This window comes from Azospirillum sp. 11R-A (assembly GCF_049472615.1).
In the GTDB taxonomy this organism is placed as follows: Bacteria; Pseudomonadota; Alphaproteobacteria; order Azospirillales; family Azospirillaceae; genus Azospirillum; species Azospirillum palustre.
The window spans coordinates 243,865-264,995 of the sequence record NZ_JBCEBL010000003.1 but is presented as its reverse complement, the minus strand read 5'-3'; the positions used below and the strand labels follow the sequence as shown (position 1 = coordinate 264,995).

Annotated in this window: 22 protein-coding genes; 17 read left to right on the top strand and 5 right to left on the bottom strand. The window is 67.9% G+C overall.

Annotated elements, in window-relative coordinates:
• Positions 1 to 146 precede the first annotated feature (146 nt).
• The 4 genes from VH569_RS06905 to VH569_RS06890 all read left to right on the top strand — a co-directional run bounded on the left by VH569_RS06905 (position 147) and on the right by VH569_RS06890 (position 3,008).
• Positions 147 to 920, top strand: a complete 774-nt coding sequence (locus VH569_RS06905) for an NRDE family protein (RefSeq protein ID WP_423314700.1) — start codon at positions 147 to 149, stop codon at positions 918 to 920.
• A gap of 345 nt (positions 921 to 1,265) precedes the next feature.
• Entirely contained in the window at positions 1,266 to 2,030 is a 765-nt protein-coding gene (gene purC / locus VH569_RS06900) for a phosphoribosylaminoimidazolesuccinocarboxamide synthase (RefSeq protein WP_042697247.1), read from the top strand.
• A 54-nt stretch (positions 2,031 to 2,084) separates the two neighbouring features.
• The gene (gene purS / locus VH569_RS06895; protein WP_014246942.1) at positions 2,085 to 2,327 is read left to right on the top strand and encodes a phosphoribosylformylglycinamidine synthase subunit PurS; all 243 of its coding nucleotides are present in this window, start codon (positions 2,085 to 2,087) and stop codon (positions 2,325 to 2,327) included.
• A 48-nt stretch (positions 2,328 to 2,375) separates the two neighbouring features.
• The gene (locus VH569_RS06890; protein ID WP_423314699.1) at positions 2,376 to 3,008 is read left to right on the top strand and encodes a DNA-3-methyladenine glycosylase family protein; all 633 of its coding nucleotides are present in this window, start codon (positions 2,376 to 2,378) and stop codon (positions 3,006 to 3,008) included.
• A gap of 6 nt (positions 3,009 to 3,014) precedes the next feature.
• On the opposite strand, the gene VH569_RS06885 is transcribed toward VH569_RS06890, so the two are convergent.
• Complete coding sequence (locus VH569_RS06885; RefSeq protein ID WP_423314698.1) at positions 3,015 to 3,986, bottom strand: diacylglycerol/lipid kinase family protein; 972 nt, start codon at positions 3,984 to 3,986, stop codon at positions 3,015 to 3,017.
• 220 nt (positions 3,987 to 4,206) lie between these two features.
• Between VH569_RS06885 and VH569_RS06880 the strand changes: the two genes are divergently transcribed.
• The 7 genes from VH569_RS06880 (at position 4,207) to VH569_RS06850 (ending at position 10,768) form a co-directional block, all read left to right on the top strand.
• A complete protein-coding gene (locus tag VH569_RS06880; protein WP_423314697.1) occupies positions 4,207 to 5,055 on the top strand; it encodes a UDP-2,3-diacylglucosamine diphosphatase in 849 nt (282 codons plus the stop codon).
• A complete protein-coding gene (locus VH569_RS06875; RefSeq protein ID WP_423314696.1) occupies positions 5,052 to 6,050 on the top strand; it encodes a glycosyltransferase family 4 protein in 999 nt (332 codons plus the stop codon). Before VH569_RS06880 ends, VH569_RS06875 begins: the two co-directional genes overlap by 4 nt.
• A gap of 94 nt (positions 6,051 to 6,144) precedes the next feature.
• Positions 6,145 to 6,756 carry a LysE family translocator gene (locus VH569_RS06870; RefSeq protein ID WP_423314695.1) on the top strand — a complete coding sequence of 204 codons (612 nt, stop codon included), beginning with the start codon at positions 6,145 to 6,147 and terminating at the stop codon, positions 6,754 to 6,756.
• Between the two features lie 135 nt (positions 6,757 to 6,891).
• A complete protein-coding gene (locus VH569_RS06865) occupies positions 6,892 to 8,178 on the top strand; it encodes a 3-deoxy-D-manno-octulosonic acid transferase (RefSeq protein WP_423314694.1) in 1,287 nt (428 codons plus the stop codon).
• Between the two features lie 14 nt (positions 8,179 to 8,192).
• A complete protein-coding gene (gene lpxK / locus VH569_RS06860; protein WP_423314693.1) occupies positions 8,193 to 9,191 on the top strand; it encodes a tetraacyldisaccharide 4'-kinase in 999 nt (332 codons plus the stop codon).
• Positions 9,175 to 10,071, top strand: a complete 897-nt coding sequence (locus VH569_RS06855; RefSeq protein ID WP_423314692.1) for a lauroyl acyltransferase — start codon at positions 9,175 to 9,177, stop codon at positions 10,069 to 10,071. Before lpxK ends, VH569_RS06855 begins: the two co-directional genes overlap by 17 nt.
• 34 nt (positions 10,072 to 10,105) lie before the next feature.
• Positions 10,106 to 10,768, top strand: a complete 663-nt coding sequence (locus VH569_RS06850) for a LysE family translocator (RefSeq protein WP_377809931.1) — start codon at positions 10,106 to 10,108, stop codon at positions 10,766 to 10,768.
• A gap of 40 nt (positions 10,769 to 10,808) precedes the next feature.
• Here VH569_RS06850 and VH569_RS06845 read toward each other — a convergent pair whose 3' ends face one another.
• Complete coding sequence (locus tag VH569_RS06845; RefSeq protein ID WP_423314691.1) at positions 10,809 to 11,654, bottom strand: BglII/BstYI family type II restriction endonuclease; 846 nt, start codon at positions 11,652 to 11,654, stop codon at positions 10,809 to 10,811.
• A gap of 210 nt (positions 11,655 to 11,864) precedes the next feature.
• Between VH569_RS06845 and VH569_RS06840 the strand changes: the two genes are divergently transcribed.
• The 5 genes from VH569_RS06840 (at position 11,865) to VH569_RS06820 (ending at position 18,766) form a co-directional block, all read left to right on the top strand.
• Positions 11,865 to 14,963 (top strand): response regulator, encoded by a 3,099-nt coding sequence (locus VH569_RS06840; RefSeq protein ID WP_423314690.1) that lies wholly within the window; start codon positions 11,865 to 11,867, stop codon positions 14,961 to 14,963.
• A gap of 226 nt (positions 14,964 to 15,189) precedes the next feature.
• The gene (locus VH569_RS06835) at positions 15,190 to 16,041 is read left to right on the top strand and encodes an electron transfer flavoprotein subunit beta/FixA family protein (RefSeq protein WP_423314689.1); all 852 of its coding nucleotides are present in this window, start codon (positions 15,190 to 15,192) and stop codon (positions 16,039 to 16,041) included.
• Between the two features lie 25 nt (positions 16,042 to 16,066).
• Entirely contained in the window at positions 16,067 to 17,146 is a 1,080-nt protein-coding gene (locus VH569_RS06830; protein ID WP_423314688.1) for an electron transfer flavoprotein subunit alpha/FixB family protein, read from the top strand.
• 28 nt (positions 17,147 to 17,174) lie between these two features.
• Positions 17,175 to 18,476, top strand: coding sequence for an FAD-dependent monooxygenase (locus VH569_RS06825; RefSeq protein ID WP_423314687.1), 1,302 nt, complete (start codon positions 17,175 to 17,177; stop codon positions 18,474 to 18,476).
• Complete coding sequence (locus tag VH569_RS06820) at positions 18,473 to 18,766, top strand: ferredoxin family protein (RefSeq protein ID WP_109452087.1); 294 nt, start codon at positions 18,473 to 18,475, stop codon at positions 18,764 to 18,766. Before VH569_RS06825 ends, VH569_RS06820 begins: the two co-directional genes overlap by 4 nt.
• Positions 18,767 to 18,866: 100 nt before the next feature.
• On the opposite strand, the gene VH569_RS06815 is transcribed toward VH569_RS06820, so the two are convergent.
• A complete protein-coding gene (locus VH569_RS06815; RefSeq protein ID WP_423314686.1) occupies positions 18,867 to 19,277 on the bottom strand; it encodes a response regulator in 411 nt (136 codons plus the stop codon).
• Between the two features lie 286 nt (positions 19,278 to 19,563).
• Here VH569_RS06815 and VH569_RS06810 point away from each other — a divergent pair, with 286 nt between their 5' ends.
• Positions 19,564 to 19,866, top strand: a complete 303-nt coding sequence (locus VH569_RS06810) for a hypothetical protein (protein ID WP_423314685.1) — start codon at positions 19,564 to 19,566, stop codon at positions 19,864 to 19,866.
• A 55-nt stretch (positions 19,867 to 19,921) separates the two neighbouring features.
• Here VH569_RS06810 and nifW read toward each other — a convergent pair whose 3' ends face one another.
• Positions 19,922 to 20,257 (bottom strand): nitrogenase-stabilizing/protective protein NifW, encoded by a 336-nt coding sequence (gene nifW / locus VH569_RS06805; protein ID WP_376958403.1) that lies wholly within the window; start codon positions 20,255 to 20,257, stop codon positions 19,922 to 19,924.
• A 13-nt stretch (positions 20,258 to 20,270) separates the two neighbouring features.
• Positions 20,271 to 21,095, bottom strand: a complete 825-nt coding sequence (cysE, locus tag VH569_RS06800) for a serine O-acetyltransferase (protein ID WP_423314804.1) — start codon at positions 21,093 to 21,095, stop codon at positions 20,271 to 20,273.
• Positions 21,096 to 21,131: the final 36 nt, after the last annotated feature.

Below are 21,131 nucleotides of genomic sequence, written 5' to 3'. Positions count from 1 at the left end.
GTGTCCTCCCCGGGTGGCGGGATACCCCCAAGCGACATCCAAGGCTGTCACCACCGAATACCGACGCCGCCGAAGACCGGCATCCCCAGAGACGCACCCCCCACAGACGCAACCCCCCACAAACGCAACTGAAGACAGGGCAAGGCATGTGCAGTGTGATTCTCCTGCGGCGACCCGATGCAACCTGGCCGCTGGTCGTCGCCGGAAACCGTGACGAGATGGTGGGACGCCCCTGGCTGCCCCCGGCCCGCCACTGGCCCGACCGCCCCAACGTGGTCGCCGGGCTGGACGAGCTGGCGAGCGGCTCCTGGATGGGGCTGAACGACGAGGGGGTGGTGGCGGTCATCCTCAACCGCTTCGGCACGCTGGGGCCGGAGGCCGGCAAGCGGTCGCGCGGCGAACTGGTGCTGGATGCGCTCGACCATGCCGACGCCGTCGATGCGGCGCGCAGCTTCGCCGATCTCGACATCCGTGCCTACCGCCCGTTCAATCTGGTGATCGCTGACAACCGCGACGCTTTCCTGGTCGTCCACCGCGGCGCCAACCCGCGCCACCGGCCGGAGGTGTCGTCGATCCCCGCCGGCGTCCACATGCTGACCGCCTTCGAGCTGGACGACCCGCAGGACCCGCGCACCGCCTTCTACCGCCCGCTGTTCGAGCACGCCATTCCGCCGACCCTCGACGCGCTCGACGCGGAGACCTTCGCCTGGGGCGGCTGGCCGGAGCTGATGGGCAGCCGCATCTGGGAGGGCACGCCGGACGAGCGCGGCGCCATGGATTTCCTGCTGCCCAGCGGCTTCGGAACCTCGTCCAGTTCGCTTCTGGCGGTGCCGCGGGTGGAGCGTCCCGACCTGAACCCGATCTGGCACTTCGCCCCCGGCCGCCCGCATGCAGTGGACTATGCGCCGGTGGAGCTGTGAAAGGGGCTCGATTGCTGGGTCGGTTGCGTGCCGTCGGGCAAGATTGACACGGATGTCACGGATTTAAACACGGATTACACGGATTTTCCTGAGCTTGCCGAGATCTCGGCCTTTTCCGAAAGCCATGAGTTCGGAACGCCACATCCGTGAAATCCGTGTTCGCATCCGTGAAATCCGTGGAGATCTTGTCCCCCGCCGCTGCACCCCACAGGATCCGCGACCGCACAATCCTGCCCTCCAGCCCCCGTCGTTGTGTTCGCGCACCCGGCTTGCTATATCACTCAGGCACATTCCTGGGCCGGCAAGCTCGCTTGACCGGTCCTTACGTATTTGGACGAAGACGCGATGACACGACGCCGGCGCATCTACGAAGGCAAGGCCAAGGTACTCTTCGAAGGGCCGGAGCCGGGCACCCTGGTGCAGTACTTCAAGGACGATGCCACCGCCTTCAACAACCAGAAGAAGGGCGTCATCACCGGCAAGGGGGTGCTGAACAACCGCATCTCCGAGTATCTGATGAGCCGTCTCTCCGAGATCGGCGTGCCGACGCACTTCATGCGCCGCCTGAACATGCGCGAGCAACTGGTGCGCGAGGTGGAGATCATCCCGATCGAGGTCGTCGTCCGCAACGTCGCCGCCGGCAGCCTGTCGCGCCGCTTCGGCATTCCCGAAGGCACGCCGCTGCCGCGGTCGATCATCGAATACTACTACAAGTCGGACGAGCTGAACGACCCGATGGTCTCGGAGGAGCACATCACCGCCTTCGGCTGGGCGGCTCCCCAGGATCTCGACGACATGGTCGCGCTCAGCTTGCGCGTGAACGACTATCTGTCCGGCCTCTTCCTCGGCATCGGCCTCAAGCTGGTGGACTTCAAGCTGGAGTTCGGCCGGCTGTGGGAGAACGAGGAGATGCGGATCGTCCTGGCGGACGAGATCAGCCCCGACAACTGCCGCCTGTGGGACGTCAAGACCAACGAGAAGCTGGACAAGGACCGGTTCCGCCAGGATCTGGGCCGTGTCGAGGAAGCCTATCAGGAGGTCGCGCGGCGCCTCGGCATCCTGCCGGAAGGCGGGCCGAGCGACGTCAAGGGTCCAAAGACGATCCAGTGACCGCCATCCAGTAACCACCCCTCCACCCAACACCGTAAAGCGAGCGGACATCCGATGAAGGCCAAGGTTCACGTCACCCTCAAGCGCGGCGTTCTCGACCCCCAGGGCAAGGCCATCGCGCACGCGCTGCACACGCTGGGCTTCGACGGCGTCGAGGACGTCCGCGCCGGCAAGGTGATCGAGCTGCAGCTCAAGAGCACCGACGAGGCGACCGCCCGCAAAGAGGTCGAGGCGATGTGCAGCAAGCTGCTCGCCAACACCGTGATCGAGGACTACGCCATCGAGCTGGTGGCCTGATCCGCCGTCAGCCTTGATTGAGCGGTTTGCTGGAGTGGAGCGCGGCAGATGAGCATTGAACATCTGGCCGCGCTCGACCCCATTTTCGCCGAATGCCTGCGTGTCGGCGGCCCGGTGATCCGCGACTTCACCCGGCCGACCGGCTTCGTCGGCCTGCTGCGCATGGTGATGGAGCAGCAGCTCTCCACCAAGGTGGCGCTGGCGCTCTGGGCCAAGCTGCAGGACCGGCTGGGCGGCACCGTCACCCCCGACGCCATCCTGGCGCTGGACGACGACAGCTTGCGCGCCTGCGGGTTCTCCCGCCAGAAGATCGGCTACGCCCGCGGCCTTGCCGAGGCGGTGGCGAGCGGCCGGCTCGATTTCGACATCATCCATGATCTGCCCGACGAGGAGGCGATTGCCCAGCTCGTCGCGCTGAAGGGCATCGGCCGCTGGAGTGCGGAGGTCTATCTGATGACCACGCTCGACCGGCCCGACATCTGGCCCATCGGCGATCTGGCGATCCAACTGGGCGTCCAGCGGCTGAAGGGCTGGGCTGACAAGCCGACGCCGAAACAACTGATTGAGGTGGCCGAACCCTGGCGGCCCCATCGCTCGCTGGCGGCGCGGCTGGTCTGGCATCATTACGTGGCGTTGCAGGAGCAGGCGAGGGCGGCGCGGGGGCTGCCGCCATCGCGGTGATCGCTCTCACCCCACCAGCACCGGCAACTGCCACCCCGCCAGCGCGATCTCCACCGGCAGCCGAGCCAGTACGTCGCCGTCGCCCTGCACCGCGTCGGCGAACAGCCCGTCGCCGGCCGGTCCCTCGATCCGCACGCGCCTGGCCGTCACCACCCGATAGTCCGGAAAGCGCGCCAGCCGCCCGGCGGTGACGCCCCAGACATAGCGCAGCGCGTTCAGCCGCCCGCCGCGCGGGAACAGGCAGACATGCAGTTCCGGCTCCGTCAGCCGCGCATCGGGCGCGCAGATGAAGCGGCCGCCGTAGAAATGCCCCTTGGCGACGATGACAGACGCCAGTTCCTGTGCCTCCCCGTCGTCCAAGGTGACCCGATAGCGGTGGTCGGGCCGGGTCGCCAGTTGCACCAGCGTCTCGGCGACATAGGCGCCCTTGCCGATCAGCCGCTTCACCCTGGGATCGACCCGCTCCACCACCCGCGCGTCCAGCCCGACCCCGGCCATCAGCGAGAACACCCGCCCGTTCGCCTGCGCCGGCCAGATCATCGTCCGCCTTCCGCCCGCAATCGCCGTCGCGATGCGCTCCGCATCCATCGTCAGGCCCAGTTCGGCCGCCAGCACATTGGCGGTGCCCATCGGCACGATGCCGAGCGGCAGTGGCCGACCCGCCTCGGCATGGGCGGCCAGCCCGTTGATGACCTCGTTGATGGTGCCGTCGCCGCCGGCCGCCACCACCGCATCCACCTCGGCGGGATCGGCCGCGCGGGCGAACTCTTCCGCATCGCCGCGCCTGCCGGTCGGCCTGACCGTGACGCCGATGCCGCGCGCCTCCAGCCGGGCGACCACCGCGCGAAGCCGCCGTGCCCGCCGGCCGCCGGCGGTCGGGTTGTGGATCACCAGCAGCCGCCGCACGTCGATGGCCGCATCCTCGCCGCTGCCCATGCCAACCGCCGGGCTTTCGCCCACCAGAACCGTGTCGCGCACCGATTCGCTCTCCCTGACCGGCGCGAAGTGCGCCTTCTGTTGCAGAACAGTGAAGGGCTTGCGGCGGTTCCATTACAGTAAAACTGCGACGGTATGACGATAGCCCAAATCGTTGTGACGAATAGGTGCGGCTGTTTCAAATAGTTGTCAAGGCATGCCTCTTTCCTTTATACGGCAGTTGTCTTGATGGCCATCGGCCATGGCGACGACGGAGCGGAAGATGGACGCCGTCCCAGCGGTCAAGCGTTACCGCAGCATTTGGATATCCGACGTTCATCTTGGAACGCGCGGCTGTCAGGCGGAACTGCTTCTCGATTTCCTGAAGCACACCGAATCGGATCACCTGTTCCTGGTCGGCGACATCGTCGACGGCTGGCGGCTGAAGAAAAGCTGGTACTGGCCGCAGGCCCACAATGACGTGGTGCAGAAGATCATGCGCCGCGCCCGCAAGGGGGTGGAGGTCTATTACATCCCCGGCAACCATGACGAGGCGGCGCGCGATTATGTCGGGCTGCAATTCGGCGGCGTGCATGTGGTGGACGAATGGGTCCACACCACCGCCGACGGCCGCCGCCTGCTGATCACCCACGGCGACAAGTTCGACGCGGTGGTGCGCTACGCCAAGTGGCTGGCCCTGCTCGGCGACCACGCCTACGTCACGCTGCTGCACGTCAACACCCTGTTCAACTGGGTGCGCCGCAAGCTGGGCTTCAATTACTGGTCGCTGTCGGCCTACCTGAAGCACAAGGCGAAGACCGCGGTCGAATTCATCGGCAAATACGAAGAAGCCCTGGGTGAGGAAGCTCGCCGCCGCAAGGTCGACGGTGTCGTCTGCGGCCACATCCACACCGCCGAGATGCGCGACATCGAAGGAATCCTCTATTGCAACGACGGCGATTGGGTCGAGTCCTGCACCGCCTTGGTCGAGCACGACAGTGGCGCGCTGGAAATCATCCACTGGACGGAGGTCATGGCGCAGCGGCTTGCCACCACCGGCCCCGGCAGCAGCCCCACCGGCGGCAAGATCAAGGCGAAGGAACTCACGGCGAAGGAACGGGAAGCGGCGTGAACATCCTGATCGTCAGCGACGCCTGGCACCCGCAGGTGAACGGCGTCGTGCGCACCATCGGCACCGTGCGCGGGGAGTTGGAGGCGATGGGCCACAGCGTCGAGGTGATCGGCCCCGATCGCTTCCGCACCCTGCCGATGCCGACATATCCGGAAATCCGGCTGGCGCTGGGGGCGAAGCGGCGGTTGTGGGCGATGATCGACGGCCTGCTGCCCGACTGCATCCACATCGCCACCGAAGGGCCGCTGGGCTTTGCCGCCCGGTCCTATTGCCTGAAGCACGGCAAGCCCTTCACCACCGCGTACCACACGCGTTTTCCCGAATATGTGCGCGACCGCGCGCCGATCCCGCTGGCGCTGTCCTATGCGGTGGTGCGCCGCTTCCACAAGCCGTCCTCGGCGGTGATGGTGGCGACCCAGACCATCGAGGACGCGCTGACGACCCGCGGCTTCGCCAACATCCGCCGCTGGACCCGCGGCGTCGACACCGAGCTGTTCCGGCCCCGCGACAAGGACTTCCTCGATCTGCCGCGCCCGGTGTCGATGTATGTTGGGCGCGTGGCGGTGGAAAAGAACCTGGAGGATTTCCTGCGCCTCGACCTGCCCGGCACCAAGGTGGTGGTGGGCGACGGCCCGGCGCGGGAGGAATTGCAGCGCAAGTATCCGGCCGTCCATTGGGTCGGCGCCAAGCATGGCGAGGAACTGGCGAGGCATTACGCCGCCGCCGACGTCTTCGTCTTCCCCTCGCGCACCGACACCTTCGGGCTGGTGCTGCTGGAGGCGCTGGCATCCGGCGTGCCGGTGGCGGCCTATCCGGTGCCGGGACCGCTGGACGTGGTGGACGGTTCCGGCGCCGGCTGCCTGGACGAGGATTTGAAGCGCGCGGTCGAAGGGGCGCTGGCGATCCCGGCGCAGACCTGCCGGGACTATGCGCTGGGCTACTCCTGGCGCCGCTCGGCAGAACAGTTCCTGTCGAACTTGCGGCCGTTTGCATAAGCGGGGAGGGCACAGCCCCGCTCATTCGGCTTGGCTGCGGCCCTGCGGCGTGGTTCCATTTCGCGGAACCACAACCCGCGCGAGGTCCCCGGCCATGACCCCCGACTTCCTGATCACCTCCCTGATCGTCGTCGCCTCGCCCGGCACCGGGGTGCTGCTGACGCTGGCGGCGGGGCTGTCCCAGGGCGCGCGGGCTAGCGCGGTGACGGCGTTCGGCTGCACGCTGGGCATCCTGCCGCACATGGCGGCGGCGGTGCTGGGACTGGCCGCCCTGCTGCACACCAGCGCGATGGCATTCCAGGGGCTGAAGATCCTGGGCGTGCTCTATCTGCTCTACATGGCCTGGGCGACGCTGAAGGAGCAGGGCGCGCTCAGTGTCCAGGCGGACCGGACGCACCGCACGGCCGGTCGCATGATCCTGCGGGCGGTGCTGGTCAATGTGCTGAACCCGAAGCTGTCGATCTTCTTCCTGGCTTTCCTGCCGCAGTTCGTCAGCGAGTCCGATCCTCAGCCTCTGGCGCGCATGCTGGAACTCAGTGCTGTGTTCATGGCGCTGACTTTCGCGGTCTTCGTCGTCTATGGTCTGTTCGCCGCCGCGGTGCGCGATCAGGTGGTTTCCCGTCCGCGGGTGATGGCCTGGATGCGCCGCAGCTTTGCCGCCGCCTTCGCGGCGCTCGGCGCCAAGCTGGCTTTGGCGGAACGTTGAGGGATCTGCGTCGCACCGGCCCCTGTTACGGAACCGCTGCCGCGTGCTAAGGTGCCGCCGGGCGCGTCGCCGGTGGTCCGTATCAGGGGTACCGGCAACGCGCCCGTTGTCGTAAGTCTCCTGTTCCGGACCTTGATGCTGCATTCCCTCTACCGTGGCCTGACGACCGTTGCCGGGCCGGCGGTGCGCCTTTATCTCGACCGGCGCCGTGCCGCCGGCAAGGAAGACTCCGTGCGCCAGGCGGAGCGGTTCGGCGTGGCATCGCAAGCCCGGCCGGCCGGTCCGCTGGTCTGGATCCACGCGGCCAGCGTGGGGGAGGCGAACTCGGTCCTCGTGCTGGTCGGCCGGCTGCTGGACGGCGCGCCCGACCTGACCGTGCTGATGACCACCGGCACCGTCACCTCGGCCGAGCTGATGGGCCGGCGGCTGCCGCAGCGTGCGATCCACCAATATGTGCCGGTCGATCTGCCGGGCGCGGTCGACCGTTTCCTCGACCATTGGCGGCCCGACGCGGTGCTGTGGACGGAATCGGAGATCTGGCCGAACCTGCTGGCCGGCATCCGCGCCCGCTCCATCCCGGCCGCGCTGGTCAATGCCCGCATGTCCGAACGCAGCTTCTCGCGCTGGCGCAACGTGCCCGGGCTGATCGGCGGCCTGCTGTCGACCTTCCAGGTGACGCTGGCCCAGACCGAAGGCGATGCGGAACGGCTGCGCCGGCTCGGCGCCTCCGGCGTTGCCAGCGTCGGCAACCTGAAATTCTCCGCCGAGCCTCCCCCCGCCGTTGCCGATGCGATGGAGCCGCTGCGGGCATCCCTGGCCGGCCGGCCGGTCTGGCTGCTCGCCAGTTCCCATCCGGGAGAGGACGAGATCGCCGCGGCGGTCCATGCCGCGCTGGCTCCTGTGCTGCCCGGCCTGCTGACAGTCGTCGCCCCGCGCCATGCCCATCGCGGCGATGCCATCGCGGAGCTGATGCGGGCGCGCGGACTGCCGGTTCTTCAGCGGACCGCCGGGCATCGCCTGCCGGGGCCTGAGCATGCCGTCTATGTCGCCGACACCATGGGCGAGCTTGGGCTGTTCTACCGTGCGGCGCCGGTGGTGTGCATGGGCGGCTCCTTCATCCCCCATGGCGGACAGAACCCGGTGGAGCCGGCGCAGCTCGGCTGTGCTGTGCTGTATGGTCCGCACATGTTCAATTTCGGCGAGATCACCCACATGCTGGAGGCTGCCGGCGGCGCCCTGCCGGTGGCGGATGGCGAGGCGCTGACCCGCGAGGCGCGCCGGCTGCTGACCGACGACCGGGCGCGGGACCGCATCGTCGCAGGTGCGGCGCGGGTGACCGCGGACAACCGGCGGATCATCGACCGGGCGCTGGCGGCGCTGGCCCCGGTGCTGGGCGCAGCCGGCATCCGGACGGCTGCCTGAGGGGACGCGCCGCCGTGAAGACCCCCGCCTTCTGGTACCGGCCACCCGGCCTCGCCTCCACACTGCTGGCACCGTTGGGGGCGTTCTATGGGCTGGCCGGGCGGCGGCGCATCGCCGGGACCGTTCCGCGCCGGGTCGGCGTTCCGGTGGTCTGCGTCGGCAATCTGGTGGCGGGCGGCGCCGGCAAGACGCCGGTCGGGCTGGCCCTGATCGCGGCCTTGCAGGCCCGTGGCGTCGCCGTCCATGCGCTGACCCGCGGCCATGGCGGGCGGGAGGCCGGTCCATTGGCGGTCGATCCTGGCCGCCATACCGCCGCCGATGTCGGCGACGAGGCGCTGCTGCTGGCCGGGGCGGCGCCCTGCTGGGTGGCGCGCGACCGGCTGGCCGGGGCGGAGCGCTCGGTTGCCGCCGGTGCCAAGGCAATCGTCATGGATGACGGGTTCCAGAACCCGGCGTTGCACAAGGATCTGTCGCTGATCGTCGCCGACGGTGCGGTCGGCTTCGGCAACGGCCGGCTGGTTCCGGCGGGGCCGCTGCGGGAGCGGGTGGCCGACGGCCTTGCCCGCGCCGATGCGCTGGTGATCCTGGGCGAGGACCGCCACGCCCTGGCGGAGCTGGCCGGCGGGCTCCCGGTGCTGGCGGCCCGGCTGGAGCCCGATCCGGAGGCCGCCGCGCGTCTGGTTGCCCGCGACGTGCTGGCCTTCGCCGGCATCGGCCGGCCGGAGAAGTTCTTCGCGACGCTGGAGGCGCTCGGTGCCCGCATCGCGGAGCGTGTGCCCTTCGCCGACCACCATCCCTACCGCCCGGCCGAGGTGGCGGCGCTGATCGACCGCGCCGCGGCGCTGGGCGCCTTGCCCGTCACCACCGCCAAGGACGCCGTCCGCCTGCCGCCGGAGTTGCGGGCGAAAATCGCCGTCCTGCCGGTGTCGGTGCGCTGGGCGGACGAGGGCGCGCTCGCCGCGTTGCTGACACATGTCTCGCTGAAAGGAAGCCCCGATGGCCAAGCCGCGTAGCCCGTTGCAGAAATGGCTGACGCGCCGCATCGGCTACCCGGTGGAGGGAATGCTGGTCCATGGCGTCTGCGGCCTGTTCCGGGCGCTGCCGCTCGACCGCGCATCGGCGCTCGGCGGCTGGATCGGCCGGACGGTGGGGCCGTGGCTGCCCAACAGCGCCCGTGCCCGGCGCAACCTGGCCCGCGCCTTTCCGGAGAAGGGCAGGGCGGAGATCGAGGCGATCGTTCGCGGGATGTGGGACAATCTCGGCCGCACCATCGCCGAATACCCGCATCTGGAGCAGATCGGCCGTGAGCGGGTCGAGGTGGTCGGCGCGGAACACGTCGACAGGCTGCGCGAGGACGGCAAGGCCGGCATCATCGTTACCGGCCATCTGGCGAACTGGGAGGTGCAGCCGGTCGCCGCCCGCCTGCATGGGCTGGAGGTCGGTGCGGTCTACCGCGCCCCAAACAACCCGATCGTCGCCGAGCTGCTGCTGAAGCTGCGCGGAGTGGCGTCGGGACCCCAGATCCCCAAGGGGCCGGACGGCGCGCGCATGCTGCTGCGCCATCTGACCAGGGGCGGCCATGTCGGCATGCTGATCGACCAGAAGATGAACGACGGCATCCCGGTGCCCTTCTTCGGCCGCGACGCGATGACCGCTCCGGCGGCGGCCGTCCTGGGTATCAAGCTGAACCTGCCGCTTTGCCCCACACGGACCGAGCGGCTGGAGGGTGCCAATTTCCGCCTCACCGTCCTGCCGCCGGAGGAATACCCGACCAGCGGCGACCGCAATGCGGATGCGCGAATTCTTATGGAAAGGCTGAACCGTCTGTTGGAGGATTGGATCCGCGACAAGCCGGCGCAATGGCTGTGGATCCACCGCCGCTGGCCCGACTGAGCACCCAAATCTCCCGCCCAAGGTTCGTCCCCCCATGACCCTGCCGCTCGACCTCCACCTGCTGCAACTCTATATGGTCGCCGTCTGCGTGCTGGTCCTGGCGCCGGGACCGGATTCGCTTCTGGTGCTGACCCGCAGCATCGCCGATGGCCGGCAGGCGGGCGTGGTGGCCACCATTGGGATCTGCGTCGGCAACACCGTGCATTCGCTGCTGGCCGCCGCCGGCATCTCCGCCCTGATCGCGGCGTCGGCGTCGCTGTTCGACCTGCTGCGCTATGCCGGCGGCGCCTATCTCGCCTGGATCGGCCTGCGGTCGCTGTGGAGCGTCTGGACCAGCCGCGGTGCCGAGCCCGCTCCATCCATCGAGGCCCCGGCCCCGGCGGGCACGGGCCGCGTCTTCGTCCAGGCGCTGCTGACCAATCTGCTGAACCCGAAGATCATCCTGTTCCAACTGGCCTTCGTGCCCCAGTTCATCGCCCCGGACCTGGGCCATGTGGCGTTGCAGACCTTCATCCTCGGCAACATCATCTCGGTGCTGGGCGGTGTCTATCTGGTCGGCATCGCCGCGCTCAGCGCCGGGGCCGCACGGCGCGTCCTGTCCAGCCCGCGGGTCCGCACGGTGCTGGACGGCATCGCCGGTGTGCTGTTCCTTGGGTTCGCGGTGCGGCTGCTGCTGACCGACCGCAAGTTCGCGTGAGAAGGCCGGTGAGGGCCCTGGACAGGGCTCCCTGGCGTCCTCACCACAGATCGTCCTCGTCCTCCGCCCCGGTGTCGACGTCGAAGGTCGCCGCCTGCCGCACCACCGGGTGGCTGTCCTTCCATTCGTCGAAATCCGACACCAGCGCCGGGCGGATGCCGAGCGCCAGCACCGGACAGCCGCCGCCGCGGCCGGCATCCAGGCGGTAGAGCAGCTTCTTCATCCAGGTGGTGCTGGCACCGTACTTGTTCTGGAAGTTCTTCATCTCGACCCGCCGCGCCACCTCGGTGAACAGCGGGATCAGTTCGGCGCTGCGGGTCAGCAGGACGCCGGCATTGATGATGCCGCATTCGTAGAAGGTGCGGGCGGCGTAGAGGTCGCGGTCGAAGGTCTGGTCCTTGCTGTTCCATTCCAGATCGAAGGACACCCGCCCCTTCACGAAGTCGATCTTGTGCCCGTCGATGAAGCCGTTGACCTTGTACAGCTCCTCGCGCTGGCGCTGCTCGGTGACGGTCTGGCCGCGGTTCTTGCCGGCGACGCGGCGCTTCTCCTCGTGCGTCACGATCATCTTGGTGATGAACAGGTCGCCGCGGATGCGTGTCTCGTTCCAGCCCAGCGGGTTCAGCATCCGCTCCATCGTCTTGGCGATCTGCGATTTGTTGCCGCCGGACGCCACGATGTCCTCGGTGCGGATGCGGAACTCCATCAGCCGTTCGGTGATCTCGCGGAACTCGGCCGTGCAGGCATGGGCCAGGATACGCGCGGCGTTGCGATAGCTGTGCACCTCGTACAGGTCGAGGAAGCCGGGCGGAAACAGGTCGCCCAGATCGGGATCCCGCGCCTCGATCAGCGGAGCCTTGTCGTGGATGCAGGCAAGCAGGGTCATGACGGCACATGCGCGATGGAAAACGGCGCCACCATGGCGGCTGCCGTCGGGCAAATCCACCGTTTCCGCCCGATGGCCACCCGATGGCGATGGGAGGGGGCCGACTGGCGGTCATTCCCCGACATATGCTAAGGTCGCCAGCGCGTTGGGGCGCGCTTTGGGCCGCGCGTCGGGGTGGAAAAGGCGCGGCAAGTTCGCCGGGGGACCGTGATGAGCGACGAATTCCTGTTCGCGGAGGAGGAGCCCGCCGTCGAGGCGGTTGCCGAGGCTGCGGAGCCGGTCGAACCCTGGCTGATCCTGATCGTCGACGACGACCCGGCCATCCATGCCACCACCAAGATGGTGCTGCGCGGCTTCACCTTCGAAGGACGCCCGGCGCAGTTCCTGTCGGCCGCCACCGCGGCGGAGGCGCGCGGGGTGCTGCGCGACAACCCGGCCATCGCGGTGATCCTGCTGGACGTCGTGATGGAATCCGACGATGCCGGCCTGCGGCTGGTCCGCTACATCCGCAGTGAGCTGAGCAACCGCCGTGTGCGCATCATCCTGCGCACCGGCCAGCCGGGGCAGGCGCCGGAACGCGACGTCATCCTCAGCTACGACATCAACGACTACAAATCGAAGACCGAACTGACGGCGCAGAAGCTGTTCACCTCGGTCGTTGCCGCGCTGCGCGGTTATCAGGACATCACCGCCATCGAGGATCACCGGGAGGGGCTGGAGCGCATCCTGGACTCCTCCTCGACCCTGCTGGGCAAACGGACGATGGCGGAGTTCGTCCGCCATGCCGTGGCCCAGATCGTCGGCGTCTGCCCGCCGGCCAATGGACCGACGTCGGGCGGGGTGGCGCTGGTCAGCCGCCTGTGCGACGGGCCGCGGCCGGCGGAGCCGCTGGTGCTGGGCGGTGCCGGCTGCCATGTCGGGATGGAAGGGATCCCGCTCTTCCTGGCGTTGCCGCCCGACGCGGCGCAGGCGGTGATCGCGGCGCTGGCCGATGGCCGCAACCGCTACGAGCGCGGGCACAGCGTTCTGGTCTTCCGCTCCGCCACCCGCCGGCACGACACCGTGGTCTATCTCGGGCATGGCCGCGCCCTGACGGCCGACGAGCGGCGGCTGCTGGAGGTGTTCTGCGCCAAGGTCGCCATCGGCTTCGACAATGTCCACCTCTACGAGGAACTGACCGAGCTGAACCGCAGCCTGGAACGGCAGGTGGCGGAGCGCACGCAGGATCTGGTGGCGGCGCGCGTGGCGGCCGAGGCGGCGCGGTCAGAGGCGGAGGCGGCCAACCAGGCGAAGTCGCTGTTCCTGGCGACCATGAGCCACGAGATCCGCACGCCGATGAACGGCATCCAGGGCATGCTGGAACTGCTGGAGCACACCAGCCTGACCGGCGACCAGCGCGAGCTGGTCAGCGTGGTGCGGGAATCGGCCGGCGCCCTGCTGACCATCATCAACGACATCCTCGACTTCTCCAAGATCGAGGCGGGCCGGCTCGACCTGGAGCGGGTGCCGGTGGCGCTCGCCAATGTGGTGGAGGGGGTGGCCGACACGCTGGCGCCGGGTGCCAGGGCCAAGGGGCTGTCGCTTGTCACCTACATCGACCCCGACCTGCCGGCGGAAGTCGTCGGCGATCCGGTCCGCATCCGGCAGGTGCTGTTCAATATCGCCGGCAACGCGGTGAAGTTCACCCAGTCGGGCTCGGTCACCGTGCGGGTGGAACTGGCGCAGTTCGACGGCGACCGCGTCATCATCCGCGTCGCGGTGACCGACACCGGCATCGGCATCTCCAGGGAGAACCAGACCCGCCTGTTCCGCCCCTTCACCCAGGCGGAGGCGTCGACCACCCGCCGCTTCGGCGGCACCGGGCTGGGGCTGTCGATCTGCCGGCGCCTGGCCGAGCTGATGGGCGGCGACATCGGCGTCAACAGCGAGGTGAATGTCGGCTCCACCTTCTGGTTCACCTTCGCCGCCGATCTGGTTGCGATGGACGAGCTGGCGGTGATGCAGCGGGCGCCGCTTCAGGGGGTGACCGTCCTGCTCCTGGCGGCGGATGCGCAGGAGCGCGGCTTTCTCGCCCGCTACCTGAATGCCGACGGCGCCCAGGTGGTGGAGGCGGCCGACGCGGCCGCCGCCTTGCGCACCCTGTTGCCGACCGCCGCCTGCGACGTGCTGGTCTCGACGCTCGGCAGCGACACCGCGGCGCTGGACCGCGACCCGCGCGGCCGGGTGCGCGGGCGCGTGGTGATCGGCGGCGACGCGCTGAGTTCCGGCGATGCGGCGGAACTGGGGGCCTCCGGTGCCGGCACCGTGGTGCTCGGCCGGCCGGTGCGGCGGGTCGGGCTGGTCCGTGCCGTCCTGGCCGCTGCCGGCCGGATGGCGGCGGGGGAGGGTGGACGCACCGACCGGCAACCCGCGCCGGAGCCCGCCGCCCCGGCCGCCGGCCGCCGCCGCCTGCCCACGGTGGAGGAGGCGCGGGCGCGTGGCCGGCTGATTCTGGTGGCGGAAGACCATCCGACCAACCGTCAGGTCATCCAGCGCCAGCTGACCCTGCTCGGCCATGTGATGGAGACGGCGGAGGACGGCGCCCAGGCGCTGGCCCTGTGGCGGGCCGGCGGCCATGGCCTGCTGCTGACCGACTGCCAGATGCCGGAGATGGACGGCATGGAACTGGCCCGCAGCATCCGCGCCGCAGAGGGGGAAAGCGGCGCTCGCCTGCCCATCGTCGCCATCACCGCCAACGCGACGGAGAACGAGGCCCAGCTTTGCCTTCTCGCGGGCATGGACGACACGCTGGCGAAACCGGTCAGCCTTGCCGACCTGCGCCGGGTGGTGGACCGTTTCCTGCCGCCGGCGGACGGCGAAACCGGGGAGGGAGAGGAATTGGACGATCCGTTGCAGAACAGGGAGCCGGTGACCGGCGGGTTGCAGCAACCGCTACCTCAGCCCTCGCCCCGGCCCGCCCCCGCCCCCGCCATTGCCGACCTGCCGCCGCTCGACCTCGAGGCGCTGACCGCGCTGTTCGACGGCGACAGCGAGTTCGTCCGGCATCTGCTTGGCGAGTTCGTGACCTCCAACAGCGCCTCGCACCATTGGCTGGTCGACGCGCTGGCCGGCGAAATCTGGGACGAGGTGCGGCAGGCCGCCCACAAGCTGGCGGGGTCCTCGCGCACCGTCGGCGCCCGCGACCTCGCCGCCGCCGCCGATGCGGTGGAGCTGGCGGTGATCGACCACCGGCTGGACGGCATCGCCGACATGGTCGCCCGCGTCGGCGTGGAGCTGGACCGGGTCGTCGCCCACATCGAGACGGTCTGAGTCCCCACCCGCCGCGGCTGTAGCGAAACCGACATCAGCGTTCCCTTGTCGCCTTTGCGACACGGGGAGGGCGCTTTCCGACTTTTAAAAATCTCCAGTGTTTCCCGTGGCTTGGCCGGTCTCGTCCGGCTGGCACGCTGCTTGCTGTCTGGGATGTATCCCGGCCCGGTGCCGGCCCCAAACCCACATGCGCGTCACAGCGAGAGCGGAAGCCAAGGAGAGCGGGATGCACATCGTCGTCTGTATCAAACAGGTGCCCGACAGCGCCCAGATCCGCATCCATCCCGTCACCAACACCATCATGCGGCAGGGCGTGCCCGCCATCATCAACCCCTTCGACCTGTTCTCGCTGGAAGAGGCGCTGCGGCTGAAGGACAAGGTGGGCGCCCGCGTCACCGTGCTGACCATGGGGCCGCCGATGGCGGAGACCTCGCTGCGCAAGGCGCTGTCGCTGGGGGCCGACGATGCGGTGCTGCTGACCGACCGCAAGTTCGCCGGTTCCGACACGCTGGCCACCTCCTACGCCCTGACCTCGGCCATCCAGAAGCTGGCGGAGGAGGATCCGGTCGACATCGTCTTCTGCGGCAAGCAGACGGTGGACGGCGACACCGCCCAGGTCGGCCCCGGCATCGCCACCCGCCTCGGCTTCGAGCAGCTGACCTACATCACCAGGATTGAGGATCTGGACACCGCGTCCAAGGAGATCGTGGTGCAGCGCCGCTCCGAAGGCGGCGTGCAGGTGCTGAAGACGAAGCTCCCCTGCATGATCACCATGCTGGAAGGCACCAACACCATCCGCTTCGGCAAGATGGACGATCTGTTCCGCGCCGCCCGCTACGAGCTGAAGACCTGGAGCCGCGACTTCACCGGCGCCGAGGAGGGCCGCGTCGGCCTGAAGGGCTCGCCGACCGTGGTGTCGAAGGTGTTCGTGCCGAAGCCGCGGGCGGAGAAGGCGAAGATGATCGTCGCCGATGCGGACACCCCCGACGCGATGGCCGCTGCCGCCATCGACGCCATCTTCGCCGCCCAGCCCAAGCTGGCTGGCGACCTGCTCGCCCGCGCCGCGGCCGGGCTTTGACGATCCATCCGCGGGAGACCCGACGATGAGCGAACCGAGCAAGCCCCAGGGCCGCAAGTTCCAGCTTCCCGAACACCTCAAGGTTTACCAGAACGTCTGGGTGATCGTGGAGCAGGAGCGCGGCATCGTCCACTCCGTGTCGCTGGAGCTGCTGGGCGAAGCCCGCAAGCTGGCCGACAAGCTGGGGGTGGAGGTCGGCGCCGTGGTGCTGGGCGCCGAAAGCCCCGACCTGAACCGCATCTGCGGCGACGCCATCGGCTATGGCGCCGACATCGTCTACAAGGTGACCGACCCGGCGCTGGCCGACTACCGCACCGACCCCTATTGCCGCGTCATGACCGACGTGGTGAACACCCACAAGCCGGAGATCGTGCTGCTGGGCGCCACGACGCTGGGCCGCGATCTGGCCGGCGCCATCGCCACCACGCTGGCGACCGGTCTGACCGCCGACTGCACCGAGCTGGACATCTACGCCGACAACCGTTCGCTGGCCGCCACCCGGCCGACCTTCGGCGGCACGCTGCTCTGCACCATCCAAACCCTGGCCTACCGGCCGCAGATGGCGACGGTGCGCCCCCGCGTGATGGCGATGCCGGAGCGCGACGACGCCCGCACCGGCCGCGTCATCGAAATCCAGCCGGATCTCCGCGAAGAGGACATCGTCACCAAGGTCCTGAACTTCATCGCCGACCGCGAGCAGAACGAGGCGCAGCTGGCCTTCGCCGACATCATCGTGTCGGCCGGCAAGGGGCTGGGCAAGGTCGAGAACATGAAGCTGGTCTTCGACCTCGCCAAGGTTCTGGGCGCCGAGGTCGGGGTGACCCGCCCGCTGGTCCAGGCCGGTTGGGCGACCAACGACCGTCAGGTCGGGCAGACCGGCAAGACGGTGCGGCCGAAGCTCTACATCGCCGCCGGCATCTCCGGCGCCATCCAGCATCGGGTCGGCATGGAGAAGTCGGACCTGATCCTGGCGATCAACACCGATCCGAACGCGACGATCTTCGACTTCGCCCATCTGGGTCTGGTCGGCGACGCGCTGAAGATCCTGCCGGCGCTGACCGACGCCTTCGGCCGCCGCCTCTCCGTCAACCGCATGGCCGGCTGACCGCCGGACGAGAAAGGAGCCTGTCGACATGGTCGAAAAGTTCGACGCCATCGTCATCGGTGCCGGCCCGTCCGGCAACGCCGCGACCTACACGCTGGCCAAGCAGGGGCTGAAGGTGCTTCAGCTCGAACGTGGCGAGTATCCCGGCGCCAAGAATGTCCAGGGCGGCATCATGTACGCCCATGAGCTGGAGAAGATCATCCCGGATTTCCGGGACGATTGCCCGACCGAGCGCCACATCATCGAACAGCGCGTCTGGCTGCTGGGCGACGACAATTACGTCGGCACCAACTACCGCTCGGAAGCCTTCAACAGCGACAAGCCGAACCGCTACACCATCATCCGCGCCAACATCGACAAATGGTGGGGCGAGCAGATCCGCAAGGTCGGCGGTCTCCAGATCTGCGAGACGACGGTGACCGAGTTGATCCGCGATGCGTCGGGCAAGGTCATCGGCGTGCGCACCGACCGCGAGGGCGGCGAGATTCACGCCGAAATCGTCATCATGGCCGACGGCGTCAACGCCCTGCTCGCCAAGCGCGCCGGGTTGCAGGACGAGGCCGCGCCGGAGAATGTGGCGCTGGCGGTCAAGGAAATCCTCTTCATCGATCCGGAGCTGATCCAGCAGCGCTTCGGCATCAAGGAGGACGAAGGCGTCGTCATCGAGATCATGGGCAAGGTGACCAAAGGGATGGTCGGCACCGCCTTCCTCTACACCAACAAGGAATCGCTGACGATCGGCATCGGCTGCCTGATCTCCGACTTCAAGAACGGCGACTGCCCGCCCTACAAGATGCTCGAGGATCTGAAGAAGCATCCCGTCATCAAGCCGCTGATCGAAGGGGCGGAGATGAAGGAATACGCCGCCCACATGATCCCGGAAGGCGGCTACAAGGCGGTTCCGCAGCTCTATGGCGACGGCTGGATGGTGGTCGGCGACGCCGCCCACTTCAACAACGCCGCCCACCGCGAAGGCTCCAACCTCGCGATGGCGTCGGGCCGCATGGCGGCGGAGACGGTGATCGAGCTGAAGGCCGCCGGCAAGGGCTTCACCGCGTCGAACCTTGCCGTCTACAAGAAGAAGCTGGACGACAGCTTCATCATGAAGGACCTGAAGAAGTATCGCGAGCTGCCCGGCATCATGCACGGCAACAAGCAGTTCTTCGGCGCCTATCCCGACGAAATCACCGCGGCTGCACACAACTGGTTCACCGTGGACAGCATCGACAAGAAGACGAAGGAAAAGCAGATCATGAAGTCCTTCATCAAGCGTCGCTCGGTGATGGGACTGGTCGGTGACGCAATCAAGCTGGTGAGGGCCGTGCGATGACCATGATGGTGAAGGTCGAAGAGAAGCTCTATCAGAACCGCTACATCGTCGACGAGAGTCGGCCGCACATCCAGATCAAGAGCGTGGAGGCCTGCCAGACCTGCGAGAAGCAGGCCTGCACCTTCTGCTGCCCGGCCGCCTGCTACAGCAAGAACGAAACAGGCGGCGTGACGCTGGTGACTGACGGCTGCCTGGAATGCGGCACCTGCCGCGTCGTCTGCCAGGACAAGGGCAACATCGCCTGGGATTATCCGCGTGGCGGCTACGGCATCAGCTACAAGTTCGGCTGATCCGGTCTTTCGGTGCCTTTCCCCGGAACCGGTTGGCCTCCGCGCGGCGACGCGCGGGGGCCGATTTGTGTTTGGGAAGCAGGCTTGCGCCGACGCTTTTCTAAACCCGTCCCCGCAACGTCTCCGTCGCCTGACCCAGCGCCCGTTGCAGTTCGGCCGGGAAGTAGGGCTTGCGGACGAAGCCGAAGGGATCGCATTCGGCGGCGCGGTGGCGGGTTTCGGCGTCGCCGAAGGCCGAGGTGAAGATACAGCGGATGCCGGTCCGCTTGCGGATCGCCACCGCGGCCTCGATCCCGTCGCGCGGCCCCAGCAGGCGGATGTCCATCATCACGATGTCCGGACGCAGCCGCTCCGCCGCCGCGACCGCATCGTCCGCATTGTCCTCGATCCCGACGACGGCGAATCCGAGCATGCCCAGAACCTCCTCCAAAGCCATGGCGGCGAGGCTCTCGTCTTCGACGATAAGGATGCGGATGGGAGTGTCGGAGGCAGGCGAAGGGTCGGTCATCATGATCGTGCAAGGAGTGTCACAGCGATTTTACAGGAGTCGTGCAATCGGCGAACCTGAAAACGCGGGATTATGACCAATGGTGCAGCCTGCGTCCCTTGCATGGGTGACGGTGGAAAAGCGTCGCCTGGGCTGTCGGCGAACCCTTGTTTTTCACACCTGCGGCGTACCATCTCACTGTTACGGCTGTTTTCACGAGCGAGCATCGCGGACCTGCACCCGTCCCTTGCAGGCTGTTGGGCGGGGACTATCGGTGGGTTTGCGGCCTTTTTGCATGAGGAGACCGGCGATGGATCTGCGTGTCTGTTTCGAGAACATGGAAAACGTCAACGTCAACGACGCGGCGATGATGAAGCACTACACCAAGAGCTATCTGGCCGATTTCGACCCGGAATGGGCCGGCTTCATCATGCTGCCGCACAGCGAGACCATGCGCGCGACGATGGAGCCCGCCTGGCAGGTGCTGATCCGCGGCGCCACGCCGCGGACGGAGCAGGAGCTGCTGCGCTATCTCGATGAAAATCCGATGGCGGCCTACCACGTCCATGTCTACCGGCGCGACGGCAGCCCGAACGAGAGCAAAATCCACTGACGACAAAGGGGGCGCACCAAGCGCCCCCACCTGTTCGCTCAGACGGCGCCGGCGTTCAGCCGACCGGCGTGCCCAGCAGGCTGTCCAGCGGGACGAAGCGGTCGGCCATCTTGCGCGCCTCTTCCTTGTGGACCTTGAAGGTCTTCTCCGCGATGGCGTTGGAGACGACGAAATCCTGGTACGCGCGTTCCAGATGGAAACGGTAACGCGCCGCCGTGCCTTCGTCGTCCAGCCCCTCCATGCCGATGTCGTCGGACAGGTAATCGTGGAAGCGCTGCAGGATGTGCAGACGGTTCACGTTCACAACACGCTGGTCGTAGATGACGTGGAAGAAGCGCAGGAAGTCTTCCGCGGTTTCCAGATCGTCGAGGTCGTCGGTGAAATCGCTCATCGTCGAAGGCTCCTCACGCGTGCTGCTGGGTGGAAGGCGAGGGGGCGCACCCCTCCTGGTCGCAAATGTTGCCGCAGGAGCTGCAGGCCACACCGTCCAAACGTATATCGCCGCGTATATCGTTCAGGCGAAATTCCGACAGGCGGATGCTTTTAGCAGGAAACTGTGACGTTTCCGCTGCGGTGTGGGCCTCGAGCCGGGCTTCGATGCGGTTTATGTGGTCGATCAGGCAGGCGATGGCCTTGCCGACCGGATCGGGCATCAGGTGATGCTCCAGATCGATGCCGTGATTGGCAAGATGGGGATCGGACAGCTTGCTATACGCTTCCGGCCGCACCACCCGGCCGGGGATGCCGACCACGGTCATGCCCGGCGGCACCGGCTTGGTCACCACCGAATTGGCGCCGACCCGCGCGCTGGCGCCGACGGTGATCGGTCCCAGGATCTTGGCGCCGGCACCGACCAGCACGCCGTCCATCAGCGTCGGATGCCGCTTGCCCTTGGTCCAGGACGTGCCGCCCAGCGTCACCCCGTGATAGAGCGTCACGTCGTCGCCGATCTCCGCCGTCTCGCCGATCACCACGCCGGCGCCATGGTCGATGAAGAAGCGGCGGCCGATGCGGGCGCCGGGATGGATGTCGATGTTGGTCACCGCGCGGGCGACATAGGACAGGAAACGCGCCGGCCAGCGCAGCCCCCGCCGCCAGGCCGCGTTGGCGACGCGGTGGATCACCAGCGCATGAATGCCGGGATAGCAGGTCAGCACGTCGAGGACGTTGCGCGCCGCCGGGTCGCGGTCGAACACGCAGGCGACGTCCTCGCGCAGCAGGGCGACGATGCCGGCCCCCGACTCGGATTTCCCGGGCTCGGATCT

What these genes read in the sequence shown, in the direction of transcription:
- VH569_RS06905 (WP_423314700.1), top strand. Translation starts at nt 147, where the DNA reads ATGTGCAGTGTGATTCTCCTGCGGCGACCCGATGCAACCTGGCCGCTG.
- purC (WP_042697247.1), top strand. Translation starts at nt 1,266, where the DNA reads ATGACACGACGCCGGCGCATCTACGAAGGCAAGGCCAAGGTACTCTTC.
- purS (WP_014246942.1), top strand. Translation starts at nt 2,085, where the DNA reads ATGAAGGCCAAGGTTCACGTCACCCTCAAGCGCGGCGTTCTCGACCCC.
- VH569_RS06890 (WP_423314699.1), top strand. Translation starts at nt 2,376, where the DNA reads ATGAGCATTGAACATCTGGCCGCGCTCGACCCCATTTTCGCCGAATGC.
- VH569_RS06880 (WP_423314697.1), top strand. Translation starts at nt 4,207, where the DNA reads ATGGACGCCGTCCCAGCGGTCAAGCGTTACCGCAGCATTTGGATATCC.
- VH569_RS06870 (WP_423314695.1), top strand. Translation starts at nt 6,145, where the DNA reads ATGACCCCCGACTTCCTGATCACCTCCCTGATCGTCGTCGCCTCGCCC.
- VH569_RS06865 (WP_423314694.1), top strand. Translation starts at nt 6,892, where the DNA reads ATGCTGCATTCCCTCTACCGTGGCCTGACGACCGTTGCCGGGCCGGCG.
- VH569_RS06855 (WP_423314692.1), top strand. Translation starts at nt 9,175, where the DNA reads ATGGCCAAGCCGCGTAGCCCGTTGCAGAAATGGCTGACGCGCCGCATC.
- VH569_RS06850 (WP_377809931.1), top strand. Translation starts at nt 10,106, where the DNA reads ATGACCCTGCCGCTCGACCTCCACCTGCTGCAACTCTATATGGTCGCC.
- VH569_RS06845 (WP_423314691.1), bottom strand. Translation starts at nt 11,654, where the DNA reads ATGACCCTGCTTGCCTGCATCCACGACAAGGCTCCGCTGATCGAGGCG.
- VH569_RS06840 (WP_423314690.1), top strand. Translation starts at nt 11,865, where the DNA reads ATGAGCGACGAATTCCTGTTCGCGGAGGAGGAGCCCGCCGTCGAGGCG.
- VH569_RS06835 (WP_423314689.1), top strand. Translation starts at nt 15,190, where the DNA reads ATGCACATCGTCGTCTGTATCAAACAGGTGCCCGACAGCGCCCAGATC.
- VH569_RS06830 (WP_423314688.1), top strand. Translation starts at nt 16,067, where the DNA reads ATGAGCGAACCGAGCAAGCCCCAGGGCCGCAAGTTCCAGCTTCCCGAA.
- VH569_RS06825 (WP_423314687.1), top strand. Translation starts at nt 17,175, where the DNA reads ATGGTCGAAAAGTTCGACGCCATCGTCATCGGTGCCGGCCCGTCCGGC.
- VH569_RS06820 (WP_109452087.1), top strand. Translation starts at nt 18,473, where the DNA reads ATGACCATGATGGTGAAGGTCGAAGAGAAGCTCTATCAGAACCGCTAC.
- VH569_RS06815 (WP_423314686.1), bottom strand. Translation starts at nt 19,277, where the DNA reads ATGATGACCGACCCTTCGCCTGCCTCCGACACTCCCATCCGCATCCTT.
- VH569_RS06810 (WP_423314685.1), top strand. Translation starts at nt 19,564, where the DNA reads ATGGATCTGCGTGTCTGTTTCGAGAACATGGAAAACGTCAACGTCAAC.
- nifW (WP_376958403.1), bottom strand. Translation starts at nt 20,257, where the DNA reads ATGAGCGATTTCACCGACGACCTCGACGATCTGGAAACCGCGGAAGAC.